The following is an 18,622-nucleotide window of genomic DNA, read 5'->3' as shown; positions in this document are numbered from 1 at the left end:
CTTCAAATTATTTGCGTTTAGGGTAATTAGCGAGCGGAGTACATTATTATTTCGAAAATGAATGCTTAACCTTGTGTATAAACACTTTAAAAAAATAAAAATAATCGTAAATAGCCAGCCAAAAAATATGAGGAAACAGAAATAAATGGCAAGCTAAAATTAGCACGTTATAGTGTTCGGAAATAAAAGCTGCGACTAACAGTGATACAGGGAAAAACATTTGATAGTAATCGGCCATTAAAATCTGAAATGGTTGGTCATTGGTTTTTAGGATAATTATAACCTGGGTTTTGTTGATTTTGTATCTTAAAAAAACCAATAGGAGATAAATGCCCAGGCCAACAAACGGTAACGTCAGGTTTATTTTATACAGCATCACGCTGAATGCGGCAAGTTCTACAATTATCAGAAACCGGCCTTTATTTTTAAACGCCGCCGGCGTTGTTTTACTTGCGTACGTATTCAGATTTACTTTGATGTCGTTAAGTCTGTCAGCGAACTGGTGCCATAAAATTCCCCTTAGGCCATATGTTAATGCCCACACACCAACCGCTGCAAACCATATCCAGTTAATCTCCTGGTTGGTTATATAACTCATGCTTGCAACCATTAATAAACTGGGAAATAAATGCGAACCGCAACCATCGGCAAAAACACCAAATATCCCCCGGTTTTTTAACCGGATGGGTTTTATCGAGTAAAGGCTAAACACTATCCACGATGATAAATAAAGGGCGCAGGAAAGTAGGTCGGGATATAGGAAGTAACCGAAAATGAAACCGGCCAATAAACATATCGCGGGGATAAACCACCTATATTTTTCTGCCACTTGTTGGATTCTGTTGGCTTTTCCACTGGCAATATCTTCCTCCAGGTCGGTTATATCATTGATTACGCTAACGTATATTGCACCAACAACTAAAGCACATAAAAGAAATAATGCCCAGTGTGCAACCCGAAATAACGGCACCGGCGACATTAAAACGGTAGCATATGCTATAGCCAGGAGCGGAGGCAGTTTATGAGACCACCATTCCTGCGAACGGATGATGCTTAAACCTTTCATTTGCTGTATCTGGATTTATATAGCGCTAATGCTTCGAGGCAGAAACCAGTAGTTAATTCTTCGGAGCCATAACATTGTAATTTCTTCGGCCCCCCGTAATAAACTGCCCAGCGAGGCCATTCCCCATATTCACCTTGGGTGTTAACGATAAAGTTAATGGCTTTTTCTAAATTTGTGATTTGATAATTTAGTTTGATAAGCGAAATTACTGCCAGAGCTGTGTCTAGTATACTTTCCCCAAAAGAACCATCTTGTTTAATGGTATCAATTATTCGCTGGGTGATAGGCTTCCTTATCGGTTCTAACTCTGCCACTCCTGAGTACAAGATTCTCGAAAAAAAATAATATATCGTGAACGGATTCCGATACCACTTATCACAGTCAGCTTCTTTTTGGGTTAAAATTATGTCGAGCAGGTAGTTAATAATTCCTGACGTATCTTTTGTTAATCCCAGATAAAAAAGGACATTTGCATTCACCACAGCATCAATGTCATACTTTTTGGCCTCTACATTAGCCCAGAATAGTAAAGATTGAACTGGGTATTTAAACTCCCTCAACATGAGCAGCCAGTAATCTTTATTCCATTTCAGAGTTGGCCTAAAAGTATACCAGCTATAAAATAAATTATTTCTGTTCCTGTTCAACAACAGCATAGCTTCATTGCTTTGAAACTCTCTGTTAACAGCGTTCAGTAATATCGAAGCGCACGAGGTATTGTCGACATCTGGAGGGCATACCTTAAAGTAAGGATGAGCTTTTGTAAAGTTGTTCCATATCCCACCTCTCATTGATTGTGCTTGTAAAAATGATGCAGAAAGCTGTAAAATATCATTCACTTTTGAAAAATCACCCAAATCGAGTATTGAATATGCAATTAAAGATGTTGGGAAAACGTTTGCATCAGGAACTGTTTCCAACATGGTGTCTTCATGTCCGATGTAGCAACAAAATTCACCATTAGGAAATTGATTCTGATGAAGATAAGAAATCCCCTTTTGAATTGATTCATCTATGTCTCTAGAGAGCATATTGTTTAATTAAACTGATTTAATAAGTTTTATAATCATATCTGAGAAATCACCTTCGGGCGATTTCGGGATTAGTTTAGAAACTGTCTCAGCGCCATTTCTTCCCATCTGTTCCCATTGTTCTCTTTGCTGCCATGCTCTTTCCATTGCATCTTCAAAAGAAATTTCATTTGGGAAACCTGAGAAAGCGTTCACGCCTTCAGTGGTAATTTCCGTATTTCCACCTACATTAGAGATAATTACAAGTCGCCCTGCTGACATTGCCTCCACCATAGAAAGCGGCAATCCTTCACTTCTTGATGGCAAGATAAGTGCATGGTAAGAATGCCACATTTTTTCCACATTATCAATCTGCCCCACAAAATCAATATTTTCTACTTTCAGTAAGTTCTTCATGTCAACCAACGCATTCTTATCTACTCCGGAACCTATAAACGATACTTGAACCGGACGATTGCGCCATTTTTCCTGAGATAAAATTCTGATTAACAGATCCTGTCCTTTATCTAAAACAAATAATCTCCCCAAGCAAGCAAGCCTATATGTTTTTATCTCTTTTGGATAGGGAACAATATTACCTGAAAGTTTAACGGGATTGAAGATTACCTTGGCATTTATTAATTTTTTTCCAAACTGTTCTTCGGTAAGACGCAAATTGTGTTTAGAAACATAGTAGTTCATTCTAGAATGTTCCAATGCCCCCAGCATTATTTTTCTGTCTTGGGTTTGAGGCCAATAAAAATCTACCGCTTTCTGTGCTATAGTCACATAAGGCACGTTCAACAAATTGCATTGATAGGCAAGTTTCAAACCATCAAAATTAATTCCTTGTGAAATTATTACTAGCGCAGGCGACTCTTTTTTTATGATATTTACGAAGCCGCTAAAATCTTCTTCAAATTTCCAGGGTTTCAGCTTTAGACCTACTGCAACTTTTTCAATAAAGTTTCCTGCAAAATTTAGAATGCGTTCAGGAGCAGACTTTCTTGGAAAAATATCAAATAACATAACCCCTTTAGCAGCTAGTTTAATAAATGCCGGATGCTGTCTGTTTATTTGATACTTAACTACAGAAATTTCAAAACCTGCATTTTGTAGTAATGGTACACTGCGTCCCCATAACTCTTCGCTACCGCCCCAATCTTCCGCACAAGTACTAACGATAATAATTTTTTGCATTTTAATCTGTTGCTAAGTTATCATTGAATAGGTGATAGTAATCACCTTTTAATGATACGAGTTCCTCGTGAGTGCCGGATTCAGATATTGTTCCATTTACAAGCATATAAATATAATCTGCATGTTTAACAGCAGATTGCCTGTGGCTTATGATTAGCGCCGCCCTGTTACCTATCCGTTCTCTGAATGAGTCAAATAATTCTTTTTCTGCTGTTGCATCAAGTGCACTTGTTGCTTCGTCAAGCACGATGAATCGCGAGTTGCTGTAAAAAGCCCTGGCAATGGCTAACTTTTGCCATTGTCCGATACTAACTTCATGTCCGTCTTCAAATATTCTACCCATTGTGGTCTCATATTTATTGGGAAAGTTATCAATAAACTTATCTGCTCCTGAATTCTTCGCTGCCTCAACAATGTCTTCAAATCTGATCTCATTATAGATGTCGCCAAAACGGATATTCTCGGCAACAGTCACATTGTACTTTCCGAAATCCTGAAAAACAGCACAGATTTGCTTTTGATAGTCTGCAATTTTAAATGACTTAATATCTGTATAATTCAAGTTAACTGAACCTGACGTTGGATCATACAGCCTGCAAAGTAATTTAATTAAAGTAGATTTTCCAGCCCCGTTACTTCCTACAACAGCAACTATTTTACCCGCAGGCATTTTTAAGTTTATATCCGTTAATGTATTTTTTTCTGCATGGGGATAAATAAAACTCACGCCTTTTAGTTCTAAATCAACTTCATTATCGGCGGGTATCACTAGCGGGTTCTCATTTTCTTTCAGGCTACTCTTTAAATCAAAGAGTTCGAAAATACTCTTTACAAAAATGTTGTTATGATATAGTGTGGAAATGCCGGATGACAGATTTTGCATAATATTAAATGCTTGCGGAAACGCAATAAGGAAAAGCGAAATATCGCCAACACTGGTGATGCCGTGAATGCTTCCGATAGCGATGTATGCCACACAAGCAAAAAAGCCCATTGTGGCGATGGTTGATGTTATTAACTCCTGGTAAGTTTTTTGCTTACTTATTTTCAACCTTCCTGACAATAATAAGAGTCTGATATCGACATACAATTTCTTTAAATGATTGCCGAGACCGAAACTTCTTACCTCTTTTGCGTGCACATCTGAAGTTAACAGCGTGCTTAAGTAATTCGATTTTCGTTCCAGTGCAGTCTGCGATAGCCGTAAAATGTTTTGGCTGTCTGCAAAGTTGATTCTAACCCATAAAGTCGGCACTACGAATAGCGCAAGTATTGGAAACAGCCTCCAGTCTATCGATACAAGCATCGAAGCAATTAAAATTAAACTGATCATGTTTTTTGCAATATCTACCATGGTAAAAACAATGACGTTTGGCCGATCGGTAGCCATATCCCTAGCTCGCTTTAAAATATCGAAATAGCCTGGACTCTCGTAGAACGAGAGGTCGAGTTCAATTGCGCAATTATGAATCTTCTCATCAATATGTTCAGCTACTTTTCCCGATTGTTTTTCTGTTATGTAATTCGAAATCGCTTTCACAGAAGTAAAAAGAATAGCCGATAAAGTTGAAAGGATAATGTATTTAATTACCTCGGGTTCATTTTTAATATCATTAATTCCATGCGCTGAAATGGTATCGATAAGCACTTTAAGAAAGTATAACGAAGAAAAAAATAAACCACTTTCTATTGCGATAAAAGATATTGAAATGATAGACCACTGTTTTGAGCCTTCCCAGATCAGCTTTAAGAGCCTGAAAATACTTAGGCTACTGCTGAATTTTTGAACTTTGCTGGTAAACGATTTAATCATAAATTATCAGGGAATTTTATTGCAATTTAACACGAGTATAGAACTGAATTTTTTGAGACAACTAAAATTGGTGAGTTAAACTTTCACTTTTTACTGAGATATCTCTTTTTCTGAAAACGTTGAAAATGAATACCAGAATTAAGCTTACGATTTTAGAAAGTGGTTTTTCTACGAAGACGTTTAAGCCCCAACAGATTAGCCCGATAAAGATCATTAAACCCCAAAGTAGGATGTCTGCCTGAATGGTATTTCTAAAATGCCAGTACACGCCAAGGAAGAATATGTGGAAAAGGAAAAACGGGTAGGCAATTTCACCAAGCTTTTTAAGGAATGGGTAACCGGGGATATTGATTTTCTTTAAAGAAATTAAAAGAAACGTTAAGTAGAGTAGGGTGATTATGCCGCCCATTACAAAATAATTAGCAGAGTGGGGTATTTTATAATATCTGTCAATATCTTCAGTTAAAAGCATAGAACCTTTTAACGCAAAACAAAAATTAACTAAGGCAAGTGTGTAAACTTTCCAGGGCGTAAACTTTTTTGCATTAATAAAATAGAATAACATCCCGGCAATAAACGGTGTAAACATGAAATAGGCATTCCTGGTTGCAGGGAAGAACTGTCCGATTGCGAATAAACTAAGGAGAACCGTAATTATGAGTAAAATTTTATTCCAACCTTTAAAAATTAATATAAAAAGCACAAAAAGATAAAAGCAAAGTTCTACAACCAATGTATGGAATACCGGGCTAAGCGCCTGAAAACCAAATACTGTTGGCATCATCGTCATATTCATCAAAAGGGTTTTGAAGGGAAGTGTAGGCAGATACGAGTGTTCGCCGTAAAATCTTGGTAGCAGAAACGCAACGATACAACTAACCCAAAATAGCGGGTAAATCCTTGCTAATCTTATAATTACGAAATCTTGGATGTTTCTTTTAAGGGATGTCATCGTTATTACGTAACTACTTACCATGAAGAAAATAGTTAATGCAACTGTAGAATAACGAACTACCGGACTATATTTCAGATTTTCAGGTACTATCCTGAAGACATAGTTAAAAGAATCTGCATAATGACCTAAGAATATTGCGATTACAGCGATGATTCGAAGTAAATCTAACGAACCAGACCTGTTCGTCTTTGAGATAACATCTTTTGTCATGAAAAATAGAAATGTAGGAGATGACTGATAAGGCAGTAAAGATAATATCTTAATTTGTTATTTTGATATTAAAGTTGCTATCAATCCTAGAGGTTAAGCGAAAAGCTTCCGAATAATAACCAGAAACCTCAAAGTATTTCATTCGATGAGAAAACTGATGAATTTTAACAGACATCGTAGCAAAAAAAAAATCCCTTGCAAATCTAAATCAGCAAGGGATTTTTTGTCTATAATTAACGTTCTAACTCAATTTACCCAATGCTTCTTTTATCCTTCTTAAAGCTTCAACTAAACTTTCGTCAGATGCGGCATAAGAGAGACGGATGTAATTGTTATTGCCAAATGAATCGCCGCCAACAGTAGCCACGTGGCCAACATTAAGCAAGTAAAGTGCTAAATCTGAAGAGTCTTTAATCACATTACCATCCGCATCCTTTTTACCGAAAAAGGAACTGATTTCAGGGAAAAAATAAAAGGCTCCATCAGGAAGATTTGTCTTTACGCCCGGAATTTCGTTTAATAAGTTATAAACAAGTTCTCTGCGTCGTAAAAATGCTTCTTTCATTTTTAAAACGCTTTCTAAACCCTGCTCATAAGCAACAATACCCGCACGTTGAGCTATAGAGCAGGTTCCTGATGTGGTTTGGCCCTGAAGCTTATCATTTGCTGCAGCGATTTCTTTATTAGCTGCAATATAACCCAATCTCCATCCAGTCATGGCAAACGCTTTAGAAAAGCCATTAACAATAATTACGCGGTCTTTTATGCTTTCGAATTGCGCAATTGATTCGTGGTTATCTACAAAATTAATGTGTTCATAAATTTCGTCAGACAGGATATAAATGTTTGGATGTTTTTCAAAAACCTTCACTAAAGCAGCCAATTCAGCTTTGCTGTATACCGAACCCGTAGGGTTGCATGGCGACGAAAACATAAAAAGCTTTGATTTAGGCGTAATCGCCGCTTCCAGTTGTTCGGGTGTTATTTTAAAATTGCTATCGATATCGGTATCAATAAAGACTGATTTACCTTCGGCAAGGACAACCATTTCCGAGTATGAAACCCAATATGGAGTTGGAATTATCACTTCATCTCCCGGATCAATTAATGTTAAAATTACATTTGAAAGCGATTGTTTTGCACCCGTAGAAACTACGATCTGTGAAATATCATAATCTAAATTATTCTCCGTTTTAAGTTTATTAACAATTGCCTGGCGCAGGTCCGGATAACCGGGTACTGGTGAATAACGGGTAAAATTATCGTCCAGAGCTTTTTTTGCTGCATTTTTTACGTGGTCTGGCGTATTAAAATCCGGCTCTCCAACACTTAAACTAATAATGTTAATGCCTTTTGAGGCTAATTCGCGACCCAGTTTGGTCATTTTAAGCGTTGCCGATTCGGATAAATTATTGATTCTTTTAGATAAAATGCTCATGGTTAATTGCTTTGAGCGCAAATATATAAACCAAATATTATTCTGCACTAAAAAAGACGCAGTTTTTCTGATTAATTTATTTCATTACCGTATTTTTGAAAAAAAATCCTGGTGACGGTAAAGAAACGAGCAATTTTAATTTCCCTGATTGTGAGCATTGTTTTAATGCTGGCGAAATTTTTGGCATATTTTATTACGGCATCGAACGCTATTTTAACTGATGCTGCCGAAAGTATCGTTAATGTAATTGCGGGCAGTTTTGCTTTTTACAGCATTTACTTAAGTACCCAGCCGAGAGATGAAAATCATCCTTACGGCCATGGTAAAGTGGAATTTTTCTCGGCCTTTGTTGAAGGAATTTTGATCTTGCTTGCCGGGGTCATTATTATCTTCAAATCGTCGTACAACTTGATTTACCCGCATGCGGTTGGCCAGTTGTTAGAGGGTACTTTAATTATTGGTGTAACCGGATTGATTAATATGGTGGTTGGTTTATACCTGATTAACACCGGAAAAAAAGAACATTCTATTACCTTACAGGCAGATGGAAAGCACCTGCTAACTGATACTTATACCAGTGTTGCGATAGTAATTGGTTTGATCTTAATTCAGTTAACGAATATTATTTGGTTTGATAGTTTGCTCTCTATTTTAGTTGGCTTCTACATTGTTTATTCAGGTTACCAATTAACCAGAGGCTCGGTTGGGGGTTTAATGGATGAAAGTGACTTTACATTGGTGGAGGAGGTTGTTGATGTGCTACAAAAAAACAGGCATAATCCCTGGATTGATGTACACAATCTACGCACTCAGCAGTACGGACCCGAGTTTCATATCGATTGCCATGTTACCTTGCCATATTACTTCGATCTCAACGAAGTTCATCGCGAAATTTCGCAGATTGATGAGCTTATCAATAAAAACGGCGTTAGAAAAGCAGAACTTTTTATTCATGCAGACCCATGTTTGCCTGCCTGCTGTCATTACTGCCACATGAGCGAATGTCCGGTTAGGGCAGAAGCTTTCAAAAACGAAATTGTTTGGACACCAGAAATTGTAATCAAAAATAAAAAGCATTTCGAGAATGAGTTACTTTAATGTGCGGGTTTATGGCTTACTGATTAACCATCGCGGTGAAGTGCTGGTGAGCGATGAACAGGAATATGGCTTTCGTTTTAGTAAGTTTCCGGGTGGAGGATTAGAATTTGGCGAAGGCCTGATTGACGGTTTGAAACGAGAATTTATGGAAGAATGCAATGCGGAAATTAATGTTATCTCGCATTTTTACACAACAGATTTCTTCGAAAAATCCTCTTTCAATGATAGCCAGGTTATAAGTGTATATTATCTGGTGAGCGAGAAAGCGCCGTTAGTTCTACCATTTAAAGATAAAATATTTGATTTTGATGGGGAAGGTGAAATACTTCAGGCTTTTCGATGGGTTAAAATCAGTGATTTATCGATTGATGAGATTACATTTAAAACAGACAAAACGGTCGCGGCACTTCTAAAGCGACAATTTAATTCCTGACTCTTATAAGAAGTAAAGCGTTTAATAAAATGCCCAGCGCCTAAGGCCTGGGCATCTTTTTGTTAAACAAACTATTCTTCCAGATATCTTTTTAATGCATCATTCAGAAAGTAACTCCATCCGCCTTTAAAACTTTCTTTACTGAAGTCTTTTCCATTTTCGGCAAAACTTTCAAGCCCGGAGTGAGAGATAACCACGCGGGTTTGCCCATCTTTTTCAAATAATTCCCAGCAAACTTCTGAGTTACCCGGGTAGCCATCATAGCGCCATGTGTACGCTAATTTTTTTCCTTCAATCAGTTGCGATATTTCGCATAAATGCAAAAAATGCGGACCTTCATCAGGCCCGCCCATAAAGTCGAACTTGAAGCCTGGTTTTGGTTTAAAATCCTTAAACACAAAAAACCATTTCTTTAATTCATTATTGTCGGTTAAAGCCAGCCAGATTCTATCGGCGGGTACGTCATAAGTTCGCTCAACAGTTAAAACATCATTTTTCATAGCGCAAGTTCTTGTGCAACAATTATTAGCCTAATGGCATTTTACTCATATCCATATACAGGATGCTCCAGCGTTGGCCATCGAGGTCGATAAAACCGCAACCATACATCCAGCCATCTTTGTAGCCAGGTTCTCCGTAAAGCTTGCCGCCGGCCTCTACAACTTTTTTAGCTAAATCATCCACCTCGTCGGCACTTTCTGCATCGATAGAGAATAAAACTTCAGTGCCGGATACAGGATTTGGAACGGCGCCGCCGGCGAAAGATTCATACAATGCTTTTTTAAAAAGCATAATTACCAGCTTACCATCACCAACCAGAAACGAAGCGGAATCATTATTAGCTCCATACTGAGTATTGGGTGTAAAACCAATTTGAGTAAAAAACTCTTTTGATTTGCTTACATCATTTACCGGCAGGTTTATCCAGATTGATTTTGTCATAATGTTTTATTTTTGTTTGAATAAAGATAGGTAACCTTATGTCGAATTAGGGTGCTTCTACAAGAAAACTTACGGGGCTGTTTAGGACAATTTATTTTTATTTTGTGAAATCATTACGTATCCTAACGTTAGTGCATCAATCAGCATTGCCGATTTCAAAGTGTTGAATGCAAAAATTGTCCAACCTTGTTTACCCCAGGCGCCATTTGCACGATAAATTTTTTCTGGCTGAAAATCACAAAAAACCGATTGATCGATTTCTGAAAGTTTTATGCTCAACTTTCCACGTTCGAAATCGAGTGTAGCAAAAATCCTGTTTTTAAATTTGAATGCCTTTTTATCAAAATGCGGATGTTCTGTAACACCCTCAAAATCCAGGCAAACGCTTTCAATCCATGCTGCAGTTATCATCCTACAATTTATATAATTTCTGCGGATGTTGTTCAGCGTGGTTGAGGATTAGATTTAAGATATAGCTGTTTGATTGATAAGTTGATAAATTTTCCTTGACAGATGCAAGCCCGTCTGCCAGGTAATTTTTATCTTTAAAGTAGCCCATGCCATAAAACCTTCCTTTCTCAACAACCAGGCAACTTAACTCTTCATGCTCCCGCCCTTCATCTACCAGGGCAAAGCTTGGCTGCATATTTTGGATGTCATCAAGCGCCGACGTTAGTCGTTTGTTGTAAACGGCTACTGTTTCGATGCCACTGCAGGCACCAAAACACTGGCCATTTTCGTGTGCGGTACATCTTGTCGCTGTTTTTTGTAAATAGCACAATTTGGCACAAAGCTGGTATTTATCCACAATCTGGTTTAGAAAGTTATAGCCCTCCAGCAGGTTATTGAAGCTTTGCAAGGCCTTATTATTTTTTTTGTGCTTATCTATTGCCAACCTTAAATAGCCATTCTGATCCTCAAAAACATATAAATCATATTTGTGCTCATATCGTTTCATGGCACGGTTATTTTCGGGCCAAAGCCGTTTAATTTCGTTCGCTTCTAAAATGAGAGCCATCAGTTCGGTTCCACAAACCACATAATCAACGTGGTGTATCGTTCGTAAAAAATCCTGACGTTGCCTGTTTGGCTTATTTCCCGTAAAATGACTCGTTACCCGTTTTTTAAGATCTTTGGCCTTACCAACGTATACTATTTTACCCTTACTGTCTTTAAAATAATAAACCCCCGGCTGGTTCGGTAACCTCATAATGGCGGCTTTGTCCAAATTCGGCGGTAAAACCTGTTCTTTGGAAGTTTTTTTCAGCATTTCCGGAATTGTTCCTTCCAAATCATGCTCCAAAAGTAAATTAAATAAAATGCTTGTTGCATCAGCATCCCCAGCGGCACGGTGGCGGTTTTGAAGTGGAATTTGTAGTGCATTGCAGAGTTTGCCAAGGCTGTAAGAAACCTTTCCGGGAAAGATTTTCCTACTCATCCGAACAGTGCAAAGCTTTCTGCATTGCAGATCGTAACCGGCTAGAGCCAGATGATGTTTTAAAAAAGAATAATCGAAGTTAACGTTGTGCGCAACAAACACTTTTCCATGTAAAAGCTGATAAATCTGTAGGGCTACATCTTCAAAAGCAGGTGCGTTGGCCAACATTTCCTCGTCAATCCCGGTTAAGGCTGTAATGTACGCTGGAATGGCTCTTCCGGGATTTATTAATGTAGTGTAGCTTTCAGTAATTTCGTTACCATCATGTATGTTGATGGCAACTTCAGTTATGCCATTTGCTGAAGCATGGCCTCCTGTGGTTTCTATATCTACAACTGCGTATAACATCAAATTGGTTTTGATACAAAGCTATACTAAAATAATTAGTAATTAAAACAAATTTTCGCATTATTTATGGCTGTAAATAAAAAAAGCGACAACGTATTAACGCTGTCGCTTTGGTATTTCGTATTGTTATTTAGAGTTTACTCAACAACTTGCTCAAATTAGGTTTTATACCTATTGAGATAGGAACTGTATTAAAAGTTCTGTTTTGTATTTTGCCAAAACCGTACATGTAACTTACCTCGGCAAATAAATTTGCACTACCAATATTGTATTCTAAACCGCCACCCGCTTCGAAAATTCCGGTGCTGTTTGTTTTGTTATCCATAGTAACTTGTAGCGTTTGCGCATTAACAGAAGCTTGTGGTGTTAAAATAAATCCGCCACCGGCGCCTGCAAACCCATAGTAAGCCCATTTTTTTACTATTTTACGATAGCCCAATGCCACGTTTAAGAGGTATGTTGTGGCACGTCCTTTTTGGAGTGTGTAATTGAAACCTGCATCTGGCGTTATTTGATTAAACTGAAAGGCGTGCAAACTAACCTTTGGATAGAGAAACAACCCTTTAGTACCCAAAGCAAGATTTAAACCAAGGGCGGTAGAGAATTTTGGCTTCAAGTAATCGGATGTTTCACCTACTGGCAAAGCAAAACCTATGCTGCTCATAGAATACAGCTTATCTGGTCTGCCAGTTTGCGCTTTAACGTTCATCGAAAGGGCTAAAAAAAGCACAGCAATCGGCATTAGTAATTTTATTTTCATAATGGAATTAATTTTCAGTTAATCTGTTCACTTTTTGAAGCATGGCAGCCATATTAAACGGCTTTTCCAAATAATCATCAGGATGAAATTCTTGTGACGCAATATAGCTTTCATCGTATCTTGCCGACGCCATGATTACCGGTATCTCTTCGGTTTCTGGATTTGAGCGAAGCTGTTTGAAAACTGCCCTGCCGTCCATTCCGTTTAACATGATATCCAGAATAATTAAATCCGGGTGAAAATCTTTAATCGTTTTAAAAATAAACCTTGGAGAAAGTAATGGATAAACACTATAGTTCTCAGCTTCCAATGCGAGCTGAAAAACTTCTAAAATATCGGGATCATCATCTACAACCAGTACTCGTTTCACGGCAACAAATCTTTTATTATAAGTTATTAACTATGCTAATACAAAATCAGACTGATAATGTTTTGCGTGCATCTATTTATGATATCATTTAAACAAATTCGGAATTATCGAGTTTAACGATTAAAGATATGCGCTATGCCTGATTTCGAAAAGATATTATTTGGTGACGAAGAATGGGGTTTTGTTCCCGAAATTATGATTCGTACCTTAGTCATGTACCTCATCATCCTATTTAGCTTACGCTTGCTGGGAAAAAGGGGAGTGAAGCAACTTTCGGTATTTGAGTTGGTGGTTATTATCAGTTTAGGTTCTGCAGCCGGCGACCCAATGTTTTATAAAGAGGTTGGTTTAGGTTCTGCCTTAGTGGTTTTTGCCGTTGTAGTTAGCGCATATAAATTTACCTCTTATCTTGTTGGCAAATACCATAAAATTGAAAAAATTGTTGAAGGTACGGCCACATCTTTAATTAAAGATGGCGAATTCTCCATCGAAAACTTTAAGAAGGAAACGCTGGCACAGGATGAATTTTTTGCAGAACTGCGACAAAAAAGTGTTTCACATTTGGGCCAGGTAAAATTGGCAATTATAGAAACGTCGGGCGAACTAAGCGCTTTCTTTTACGAAGATGACGCAGTAAAATACGGGCTGCCGATACTGCCAGATGCCTTTAATGCCCATTCTGAGGAAATCGAAACAGAAGGTTTATATTCATGCTCTTTCTGTGGTAACACAAAAAAATTACAGCCGGCAAGAAAAACCGTTTGCACAAAATGTAGTAAAACGGAGTGGGTAAAATCAATTAACGAAAAACGAATCGCTTAGAAGTGAGCGGGTTTTTAAAAAATTTGCTAAATTTAGTGTGCTAGCCAAAGATTATCCTGCCAATGAAAGTGGATTACATTGCACTATCTATACCTGTTTTTTTTATCCTTATTGGCTTGGAACTGGCCTACAATTTTTATTACAAGCTAAATTATTACAGGCTAAATGATAGCATTGCAAATCTAAGTCAGGGGATAGGACAACAGCTCACCGGTATCTTCATGAAAACGGCGTTATTCTTCGGCTACAAATACATCTTCGAACATTGGCGGCTTTTCGAAATGCCAAAAACCATCTGGATGTGGATCACGCTTTTCATCGCAGTCGATTTTTTTTATTACTGGTTTCACCGGATGAGCCATCAGGTAAATGCACTTTGGGCGGCGCACATTGTTCATCATCAATCAGAAGAATATAATTTAACGGTAGCCCTTAGGCAAAGCTGGTTTCAGGGATGGTTTAGCTGGGTGTTTTATTTACCTCTGGCCTTTGCCGGTTTCGACCCTGTTATGTTTTTAACCCTGAGTGCTTTCAATACACTTTATCAGTTTTGGATCCATACAAGGTCTGTTAAATCGATGGGTTTTCTTGAGTACATATTAAATACACCTGCTCATCACCGTGTGCATCATGGTTCCAATCCAAAATATATCGACAAAAACCATGCGGGTACTTTAATTATCTGGGATAGAATTTTTGGCACTTTTCAACAGGAGGAAGAAGAAGTTTACTATGGCATTACCAAACCATTAGCAAGTTGGAATCCGGTTTGGGCTAACGTTCATTATTGGGATGAATTGGTAAAAACTGCTCGCAAATCATCAACCCTTGCCGATAAGATTAAAGTTTTTACCAAGCCGCCCGGCTGGTTTCCAGCCGATTTAGGTGGCTTCCAGAATGCGCCCGAAATCGACGCTAAAACTTATCAAAAGTATAATCCAAAATACCACCCGAAAATGACAGCTTATGTACTAGTTCAGTTCCTTATCGCATTAACGGCTGGCTCGGTTATCTTGTTTTCATACACGAGATTAGCATCCCTGCCATTAATATGCGGCGCCATTTTTACTTTGTGTACACTAACGGCATGTGGGGCGTTACTGGAACAAAAGCAATGGTTAAGGAAATTCGAATATTGGAGGTTGGCGCTTGGCTTTGTACTCGTTTTGGCGTTAAAATTTCCAGTCGGATACCAGGTTATATTTGCTGGCATTCAGTTAATATCCGTAATTTGGTTTTTCAATTTGCAAAAGGCAAACCTTTATCTCGATGAAAACTAAGCTATTCTCCTTCATTTTTGCCCTCATATTCGTCATTCAACTTTATGCAGAATCTACGGGCAATATTCCACTTCGCAACTTCTCAAAGCCTTTAATTGCAGTTGTTCTTTTGGTTTGGCTTTATTTAGCTACTAAACTAAAAGGTCGTTTTCATAAGCGCATCTTTACCGGATTAATTTTTGCGCTCGCCGGCGACGTTTTTTTGATGCTGCAAACCAGTCGACCAGGCTTTTTTACCTACGGTTTAGTCGCCTTTTTACTTTGTCATGTGTATTATATCAGGGCATTTATCCTCGATCATAAATCGAACCCAAATCTCAAAAATTCTTTCTTTTTATGGGCGGTAGGCGCATTAATTATTTTTTGTGTTGGCTTATTCTTTTACTTGCAGCCTTTTCTTGGCGCCATGCAGTTCGCCGTTTTAATCTACGCCATCATCATTACATTTATGGCCATTATGGCTGTTAACAGATACGGGAAGGTGAATATATTTAGCTATAAACTTATTCTGTACGGCGCATTATTTTTTCTTTTATCTGATAGCGCCCTGGCCGTAAACAAGTTCGCACAGCCAATCCCGCAGGCCGGTGTACTTATAATGGCAACCTATATGCTTGCCCAATTTTTGATTGTTTACGGCACCGTAGAACGAAAATTAATCATAACAAAAACAGAAATTTAAGCCGCGGTGTAAAAACCTTAAACGCTATCTTTTTTCGAAAAGCAATGTTTTGTGTTAATCGGTTGCGACAGTCCTGCTATCGTTCCAATCTTTTTCAAACCAGAAAGATTTTGAAAATCTTACTGGTTTTTAAAAAAGTATTTCCACTATATCAGGTTTATTTACACAGAACATTGCAATGAAGACCCAAAGCCAACCATTTGCTACGTTTAAGCTCTTTCCGAATAATGAAAACCTTCAATCCTTAGTCAGCTCGGTTATGTATTTTTTAGTAGATGCAGGATTTTAACGCTTAAAGAGCCCAATTAATTAACTGTTATTGCTGGTTTTCCTATTTAATTTCCGGATTTTTTCTCCTTATCCATTACAGTAAAATTCTGCACTAAACGCTCACCGTTTTCATCAACCAGCGTTAGCGTGTGTTTGCCCGGCGCCGGACTAACGGCAAGTTGATGATAATTGGTTGTTGTAGCGATGTACTCATTATCGACATGCCAGTAAATTTTAGAATTTTGATTTCTGTGTGCCGCGTTCAGTACTATTTTACCCCTGGTCCCGTCTAATTCCAAAGGAATATATACAACCGCACCGTTTTTAGGGTAAATCAGTTCCATCGCGGTGTTTCCACCGCCAAGCGTACAGCCCGATTTGAAAGGTGGCAGGCTTCTGTAATCGCTGTTTTTAATTTTGTAATAATATTCCATTGCCGGCGGTAAAATGAACCAGCTTTTATGTTGCATGCTGTTTACGCTTTCACATTCGTCAGTAACGCGATGGGTACCACCCTTGTCTAAATGTATCATCTTATGAAATGGGCAAATGGCCGTTTTTTCACCTGCAACCGGTACCATTTCCTCCACAACATCGGTACAATTTTCACCGGCTTTATAACCGCTCTGCTTGCAAATTCTTAGCTTTTTAAGTTTCGTTTTCGGTGTTTCAAACCACTTTCCGTTAGGTAATTGTTTAAAAATATCGAATAAAACCGGCGCAGCGGCTTCAATTCCGACCAAACCAGGCCTTCCTTCACCATCGGCGTTGCCAACCCACACACAAACCACATAGTTTGGCGTTAAACCAACTGCCCAGGCATCCCGAAAGCCGAAACTTGTGCCCGTTTTCCAGGCCACCCTTTGCGAAGACGAAAATTGTTCCCACAAACCCTCATCGCCGGGCCGCATTACTTCTTCCATCGCATTAAAGGTTGCCCAAATGGCGCCATGATCCAAAAAGGAAGTTCGCTCATAGTCCTTATTATCAATTTCTTTGCTTACAAAGTAAGTTGCCTGGCTGTAGTCATCTGGATTATAAAGGCCTTTGTAAGTATTGAAATGATTTAGTGTTCTCACCATGCCCATATACGTATTAGCCAAATCCCACATGGTAACTTCACTTCCGCCTAAAATAAGCGACAGACCGTAGTGGTCTGCTGGCTGGTTCAAAGTGCCGATGCCTAACTTTTTTAACTTGTCATAAAATCGTTCATATTTATATTGCTGCAACATTTTTACAGCTGGAATATTTAGCGAGCGACTCAAAGCTTTATCTGCAGAAATTGCCCCGTCATAGCCCAGGTCGTAATTTTGTGGCGAGTAACCTGCAATTTGTGTTGGTATATCAGGAATTAATGTTTTCGGCAAAATAAAGCCATCATTCAACATACTCGCATACAACAACGGCTTAAGCGTACTGCCGGGGCTTCTCGGTGCTTTAATCATGTCGACATGGCTTTGCAAATCGGCATTTTCAGGCTGATAAATATTGCCAACATAACTGACTACTTGTCCGGTTTTTGCGTTCAAAACCAATGCAGAAATGTTGTTAATGTCATTAGCCCTGTATCTGTTATTGTATCGCTTAAGGATAGAATTAATTTTGAGCTGAAGTTCTTCGTTAATTGTCGATTTAATTCTGGTTGAACTCACCTCAAGACTTGCCCTTTCAATTTTAAAGCGGTTAAGTAAATGCGGCGCATTTTGAGGTAATGGGAGTGGCTTGCCAGGTACAGGTTCTAATTTTGAAAGGTTAGCTGTAGACTGGTCGATATACCCAAGCCTTGCTAATTTGTCCAATAAATCATTCCTTTTTTTAATTAATCTTGCCGAATTTTTACCTGGACGAACCAGAGAAGGGCTGTTTGGAAGCACAGCAAGCGTAGCCATCTCGCCCCAGGATAATGTCTTCGCATCGCGACCATAATAACGCCAACTCGCAGCTTCAAGGCCCACAACGTTACTGCCAAAAGGGGCGTTCGCTGCGTATAGGCCAATAATTTCTTCTTTGGAGTACCTAAATTCCAACCTCAAGGCCAGAATTACCTCCAGCAGTTTTTGCAAAATTGTTCGGTCTTGCCTTCGGGATAGGCGAATAACCTGCATGGTTAAGGTACTGCCACCACTAACCACACTTTTAGCTTTAAAATTCTGTCTCATGGCTCTGCTCATCGCCAAAAAATCAATCCCAAAGTGATGGTAAAAACGTTTATCCTCAAATGCTATAATGCAATATTTAAATTTTACCGGAACGGAATCTGCAACAGGAAACCGCCACTGCCCGTCGCTGGCAATCGCTGCACTAAGTAAATTTCCGTTGCTGGCTTCGACTACAAATGAAGTAGGGGACTTAAAAAGCTTTGCAGGCAAAGAAAATAGAAATGCCAGGAGCAAAGCCAGGCAAATCATGTCAGTAAAAAAAAATGATCTAGGAATTTTTTGCATCCGAAGAATTGTTGAATGATTAAACCTGCGAAGTTCGACC

At 38.5% G+C, this 18,622-nt stretch carries 18 protein-coding genes; 5 read left to right on the top strand and 13 right to left on the bottom strand.

All coding sequences use genetic code 11. The annotated features are described in order from the left end of the window. Positions 1-46: 46 nt before the first annotated feature. The 6 genes from ASG14_RS17825 to ASG14_RS17800 all read right to left on the bottom strand — a co-directional run bounded on the left by ASG14_RS17825 (position 47) and on the right by ASG14_RS17800 (position 7,692). A complete protein-coding gene (locus ASG14_RS17825) occupies positions 47-1,066 on the bottom strand; it encodes a UbiA family prenyltransferase (protein ID WP_056872431.1) in 1,020 nt (339 codons plus the stop codon). Next, on the bottom strand, positions 1,063-2,097 hold the full coding sequence (locus ASG14_RS17820; protein WP_157274989.1) for a hypothetical protein: 1,035 nt from the start codon (positions 2,095-2,097) through the stop codon (positions 1,063-1,065). Before ASG14_RS17820 ends, ASG14_RS17825 begins: the two co-directional genes overlap by 4 nt. Before the next feature lie 9 nt (positions 2,098-2,106). After that, on the bottom strand, positions 2,107-3,276 hold the full coding sequence (locus tag ASG14_RS17815) for a glycosyltransferase (RefSeq protein ID WP_056872429.1): 1,170 nt from the start codon (positions 3,274-3,276) through the stop codon (positions 2,107-2,109). A gap of 1 nt (position 3,277) precedes the next feature. Next, positions 3,278-5,089, bottom strand: a complete 1,812-nt coding sequence (locus ASG14_RS17810) for an ABC transporter ATP-binding protein (protein WP_056872428.1) — start codon at positions 5,087-5,089, stop codon at positions 3,278-3,280. 61 nt (positions 5,090-5,150) lie between these two features. Further along, positions 5,151-6,254 carry an acyltransferase gene (locus ASG14_RS17805; RefSeq protein WP_082491681.1) on the bottom strand — a complete coding sequence of 368 codons (1,104 nt, stop codon included), beginning with the start codon at positions 6,252-6,254 and terminating at the stop codon, positions 5,151-5,153. Positions 6,255-6,495: 241 nt separating this feature from the next. After that, the gene (locus ASG14_RS17800; RefSeq protein ID WP_200940368.1) at positions 6,496-7,692 is read right to left on the bottom strand and encodes a pyridoxal phosphate-dependent aminotransferase; all 1,197 of its coding nucleotides are present in this window, start codon (positions 7,690-7,692) and stop codon (positions 6,496-6,498) included. Positions 7,693-7,803: 111 nt separating this feature from the next. Between ASG14_RS17800 and ASG14_RS17795 the strand changes: the two genes are divergently transcribed. Beyond that, a complete protein-coding gene (locus ASG14_RS17795; RefSeq protein ID WP_082491679.1) occupies positions 7,804-8,790 on the top strand; it encodes a cation diffusion facilitator family transporter in 987 nt (328 codons plus the stop codon). Then, the gene (locus ASG14_RS17790) at positions 8,777-9,223 is read left to right on the top strand and encodes an NUDIX domain-containing protein (RefSeq protein WP_056872426.1); all 447 of its coding nucleotides are present in this window, start codon (positions 8,777-8,779) and stop codon (positions 9,221-9,223) included. Before ASG14_RS17795 ends, ASG14_RS17790 begins: the two co-directional genes overlap by 14 nt. A gap of 71 nt (positions 9,224-9,294) precedes the next feature. Here the strand turns inward: ASG14_RS17790 and ASG14_RS17785 are convergent, their stop codons facing one another. From ASG14_RS17785 to ASG14_RS17760, 6 genes are all read right to left on the bottom strand, one after another. Next, positions 9,295-9,723 (bottom strand): SRPBCC domain-containing protein, encoded by a 429-nt coding sequence (locus tag ASG14_RS17785; protein WP_056872425.1) that lies wholly within the window; start codon positions 9,721-9,723, stop codon positions 9,295-9,297. Positions 9,724-9,748: 25 nt separating this feature from the next. Next, entirely contained in the window at positions 9,749-10,165 is a 417-nt protein-coding gene (locus ASG14_RS17780; RefSeq protein ID WP_056872424.1) for a VOC family protein, read from the bottom strand. Positions 10,166-10,246: 81 nt separating this feature from the next. Continuing rightward, the gene (locus ASG14_RS17775) at positions 10,247-10,576 is read right to left on the bottom strand and encodes an MmcQ/YjbR family DNA-binding protein (protein WP_056872423.1); all 330 of its coding nucleotides are present in this window, start codon (positions 10,574-10,576) and stop codon (positions 10,247-10,249) included. Between the two features lies 1 nt (position 10,577). After that, the gene (locus ASG14_RS17770) at positions 10,578-11,951 is read right to left on the bottom strand and encodes an exonuclease domain-containing protein (RefSeq protein ID WP_056872422.1); all 1,374 of its coding nucleotides are present in this window, start codon (positions 11,949-11,951) and stop codon (positions 10,578-10,580) included. A gap of 130 nt (positions 11,952-12,081) precedes the next feature. Then, the gene (locus ASG14_RS17765; protein WP_056872421.1) at positions 12,082-12,711 is read right to left on the bottom strand and encodes an autotransporter outer membrane beta-barrel domain-containing protein; all 630 of its coding nucleotides are present in this window, start codon (positions 12,709-12,711) and stop codon (positions 12,082-12,084) included. A gap of 7 nt (positions 12,712-12,718) precedes the next feature. Beyond that, positions 12,719-13,081, bottom strand: coding sequence for a PleD family two-component system response regulator (locus ASG14_RS17760; protein ID WP_056872420.1), 363 nt, complete (start codon positions 13,079-13,081; stop codon positions 12,719-12,721). A 135-nt stretch (positions 13,082-13,216) separates the two neighbouring features. On the opposite strand from ASG14_RS17760, the gene ASG14_RS17755 reads away from it, so the two are divergent. From ASG14_RS17755 to ASG14_RS17745, 3 genes are all read left to right on the top strand, one after another. Continuing rightward, positions 13,217-13,903, top strand: coding sequence for a DUF421 domain-containing protein (locus tag ASG14_RS17755; RefSeq protein ID WP_056872419.1), 687 nt, complete (start codon positions 13,217-13,219; stop codon positions 13,901-13,903). 62 nt (positions 13,904-13,965) lie between these two features. Beyond that, on the top strand, positions 13,966-15,183 hold the full coding sequence (locus ASG14_RS17750; RefSeq protein WP_056872418.1) for a sterol desaturase family protein: 1,218 nt from the start codon (positions 13,966-13,968) through the stop codon (positions 15,181-15,183). Continuing rightward, positions 15,173-15,865: a lysoplasmalogenase gene (locus ASG14_RS17745; RefSeq protein ID WP_056872417.1), complete on the top strand. Its 693-nt coding sequence runs from the start codon at positions 15,173-15,175 to the stop codon at positions 15,863-15,865. The genes ASG14_RS17750 and ASG14_RS17745 overlap by 11 nt, the downstream gene beginning before the upstream one ends. Before the next feature lie 335 nt (positions 15,866-16,200). Here ASG14_RS17745 and pbpC read toward each other — a convergent pair whose 3' ends face one another. Beyond that, positions 16,201-18,582, bottom strand: coding sequence for a penicillin-binding protein 1C (gene pbpC, locus ASG14_RS17740; protein ID WP_056872416.1), 2,382 nt, complete (start codon positions 18,580-18,582; stop codon positions 16,201-16,203). Positions 18,583-18,622: the final 40 nt, after the last annotated feature.

It is taken from the genome of Pedobacter sp. Leaf194 (genome assembly GCF_001423945.1).
Classification (GTDB): Bacteria; Bacteroidota; Bacteroidia; order Sphingobacteriales; family Sphingobacteriaceae; genus Pedobacter.
Note: the sequence above shows the minus strand (reverse complement) of the source record. Positions and strands in the feature narration are given on the sequence as shown.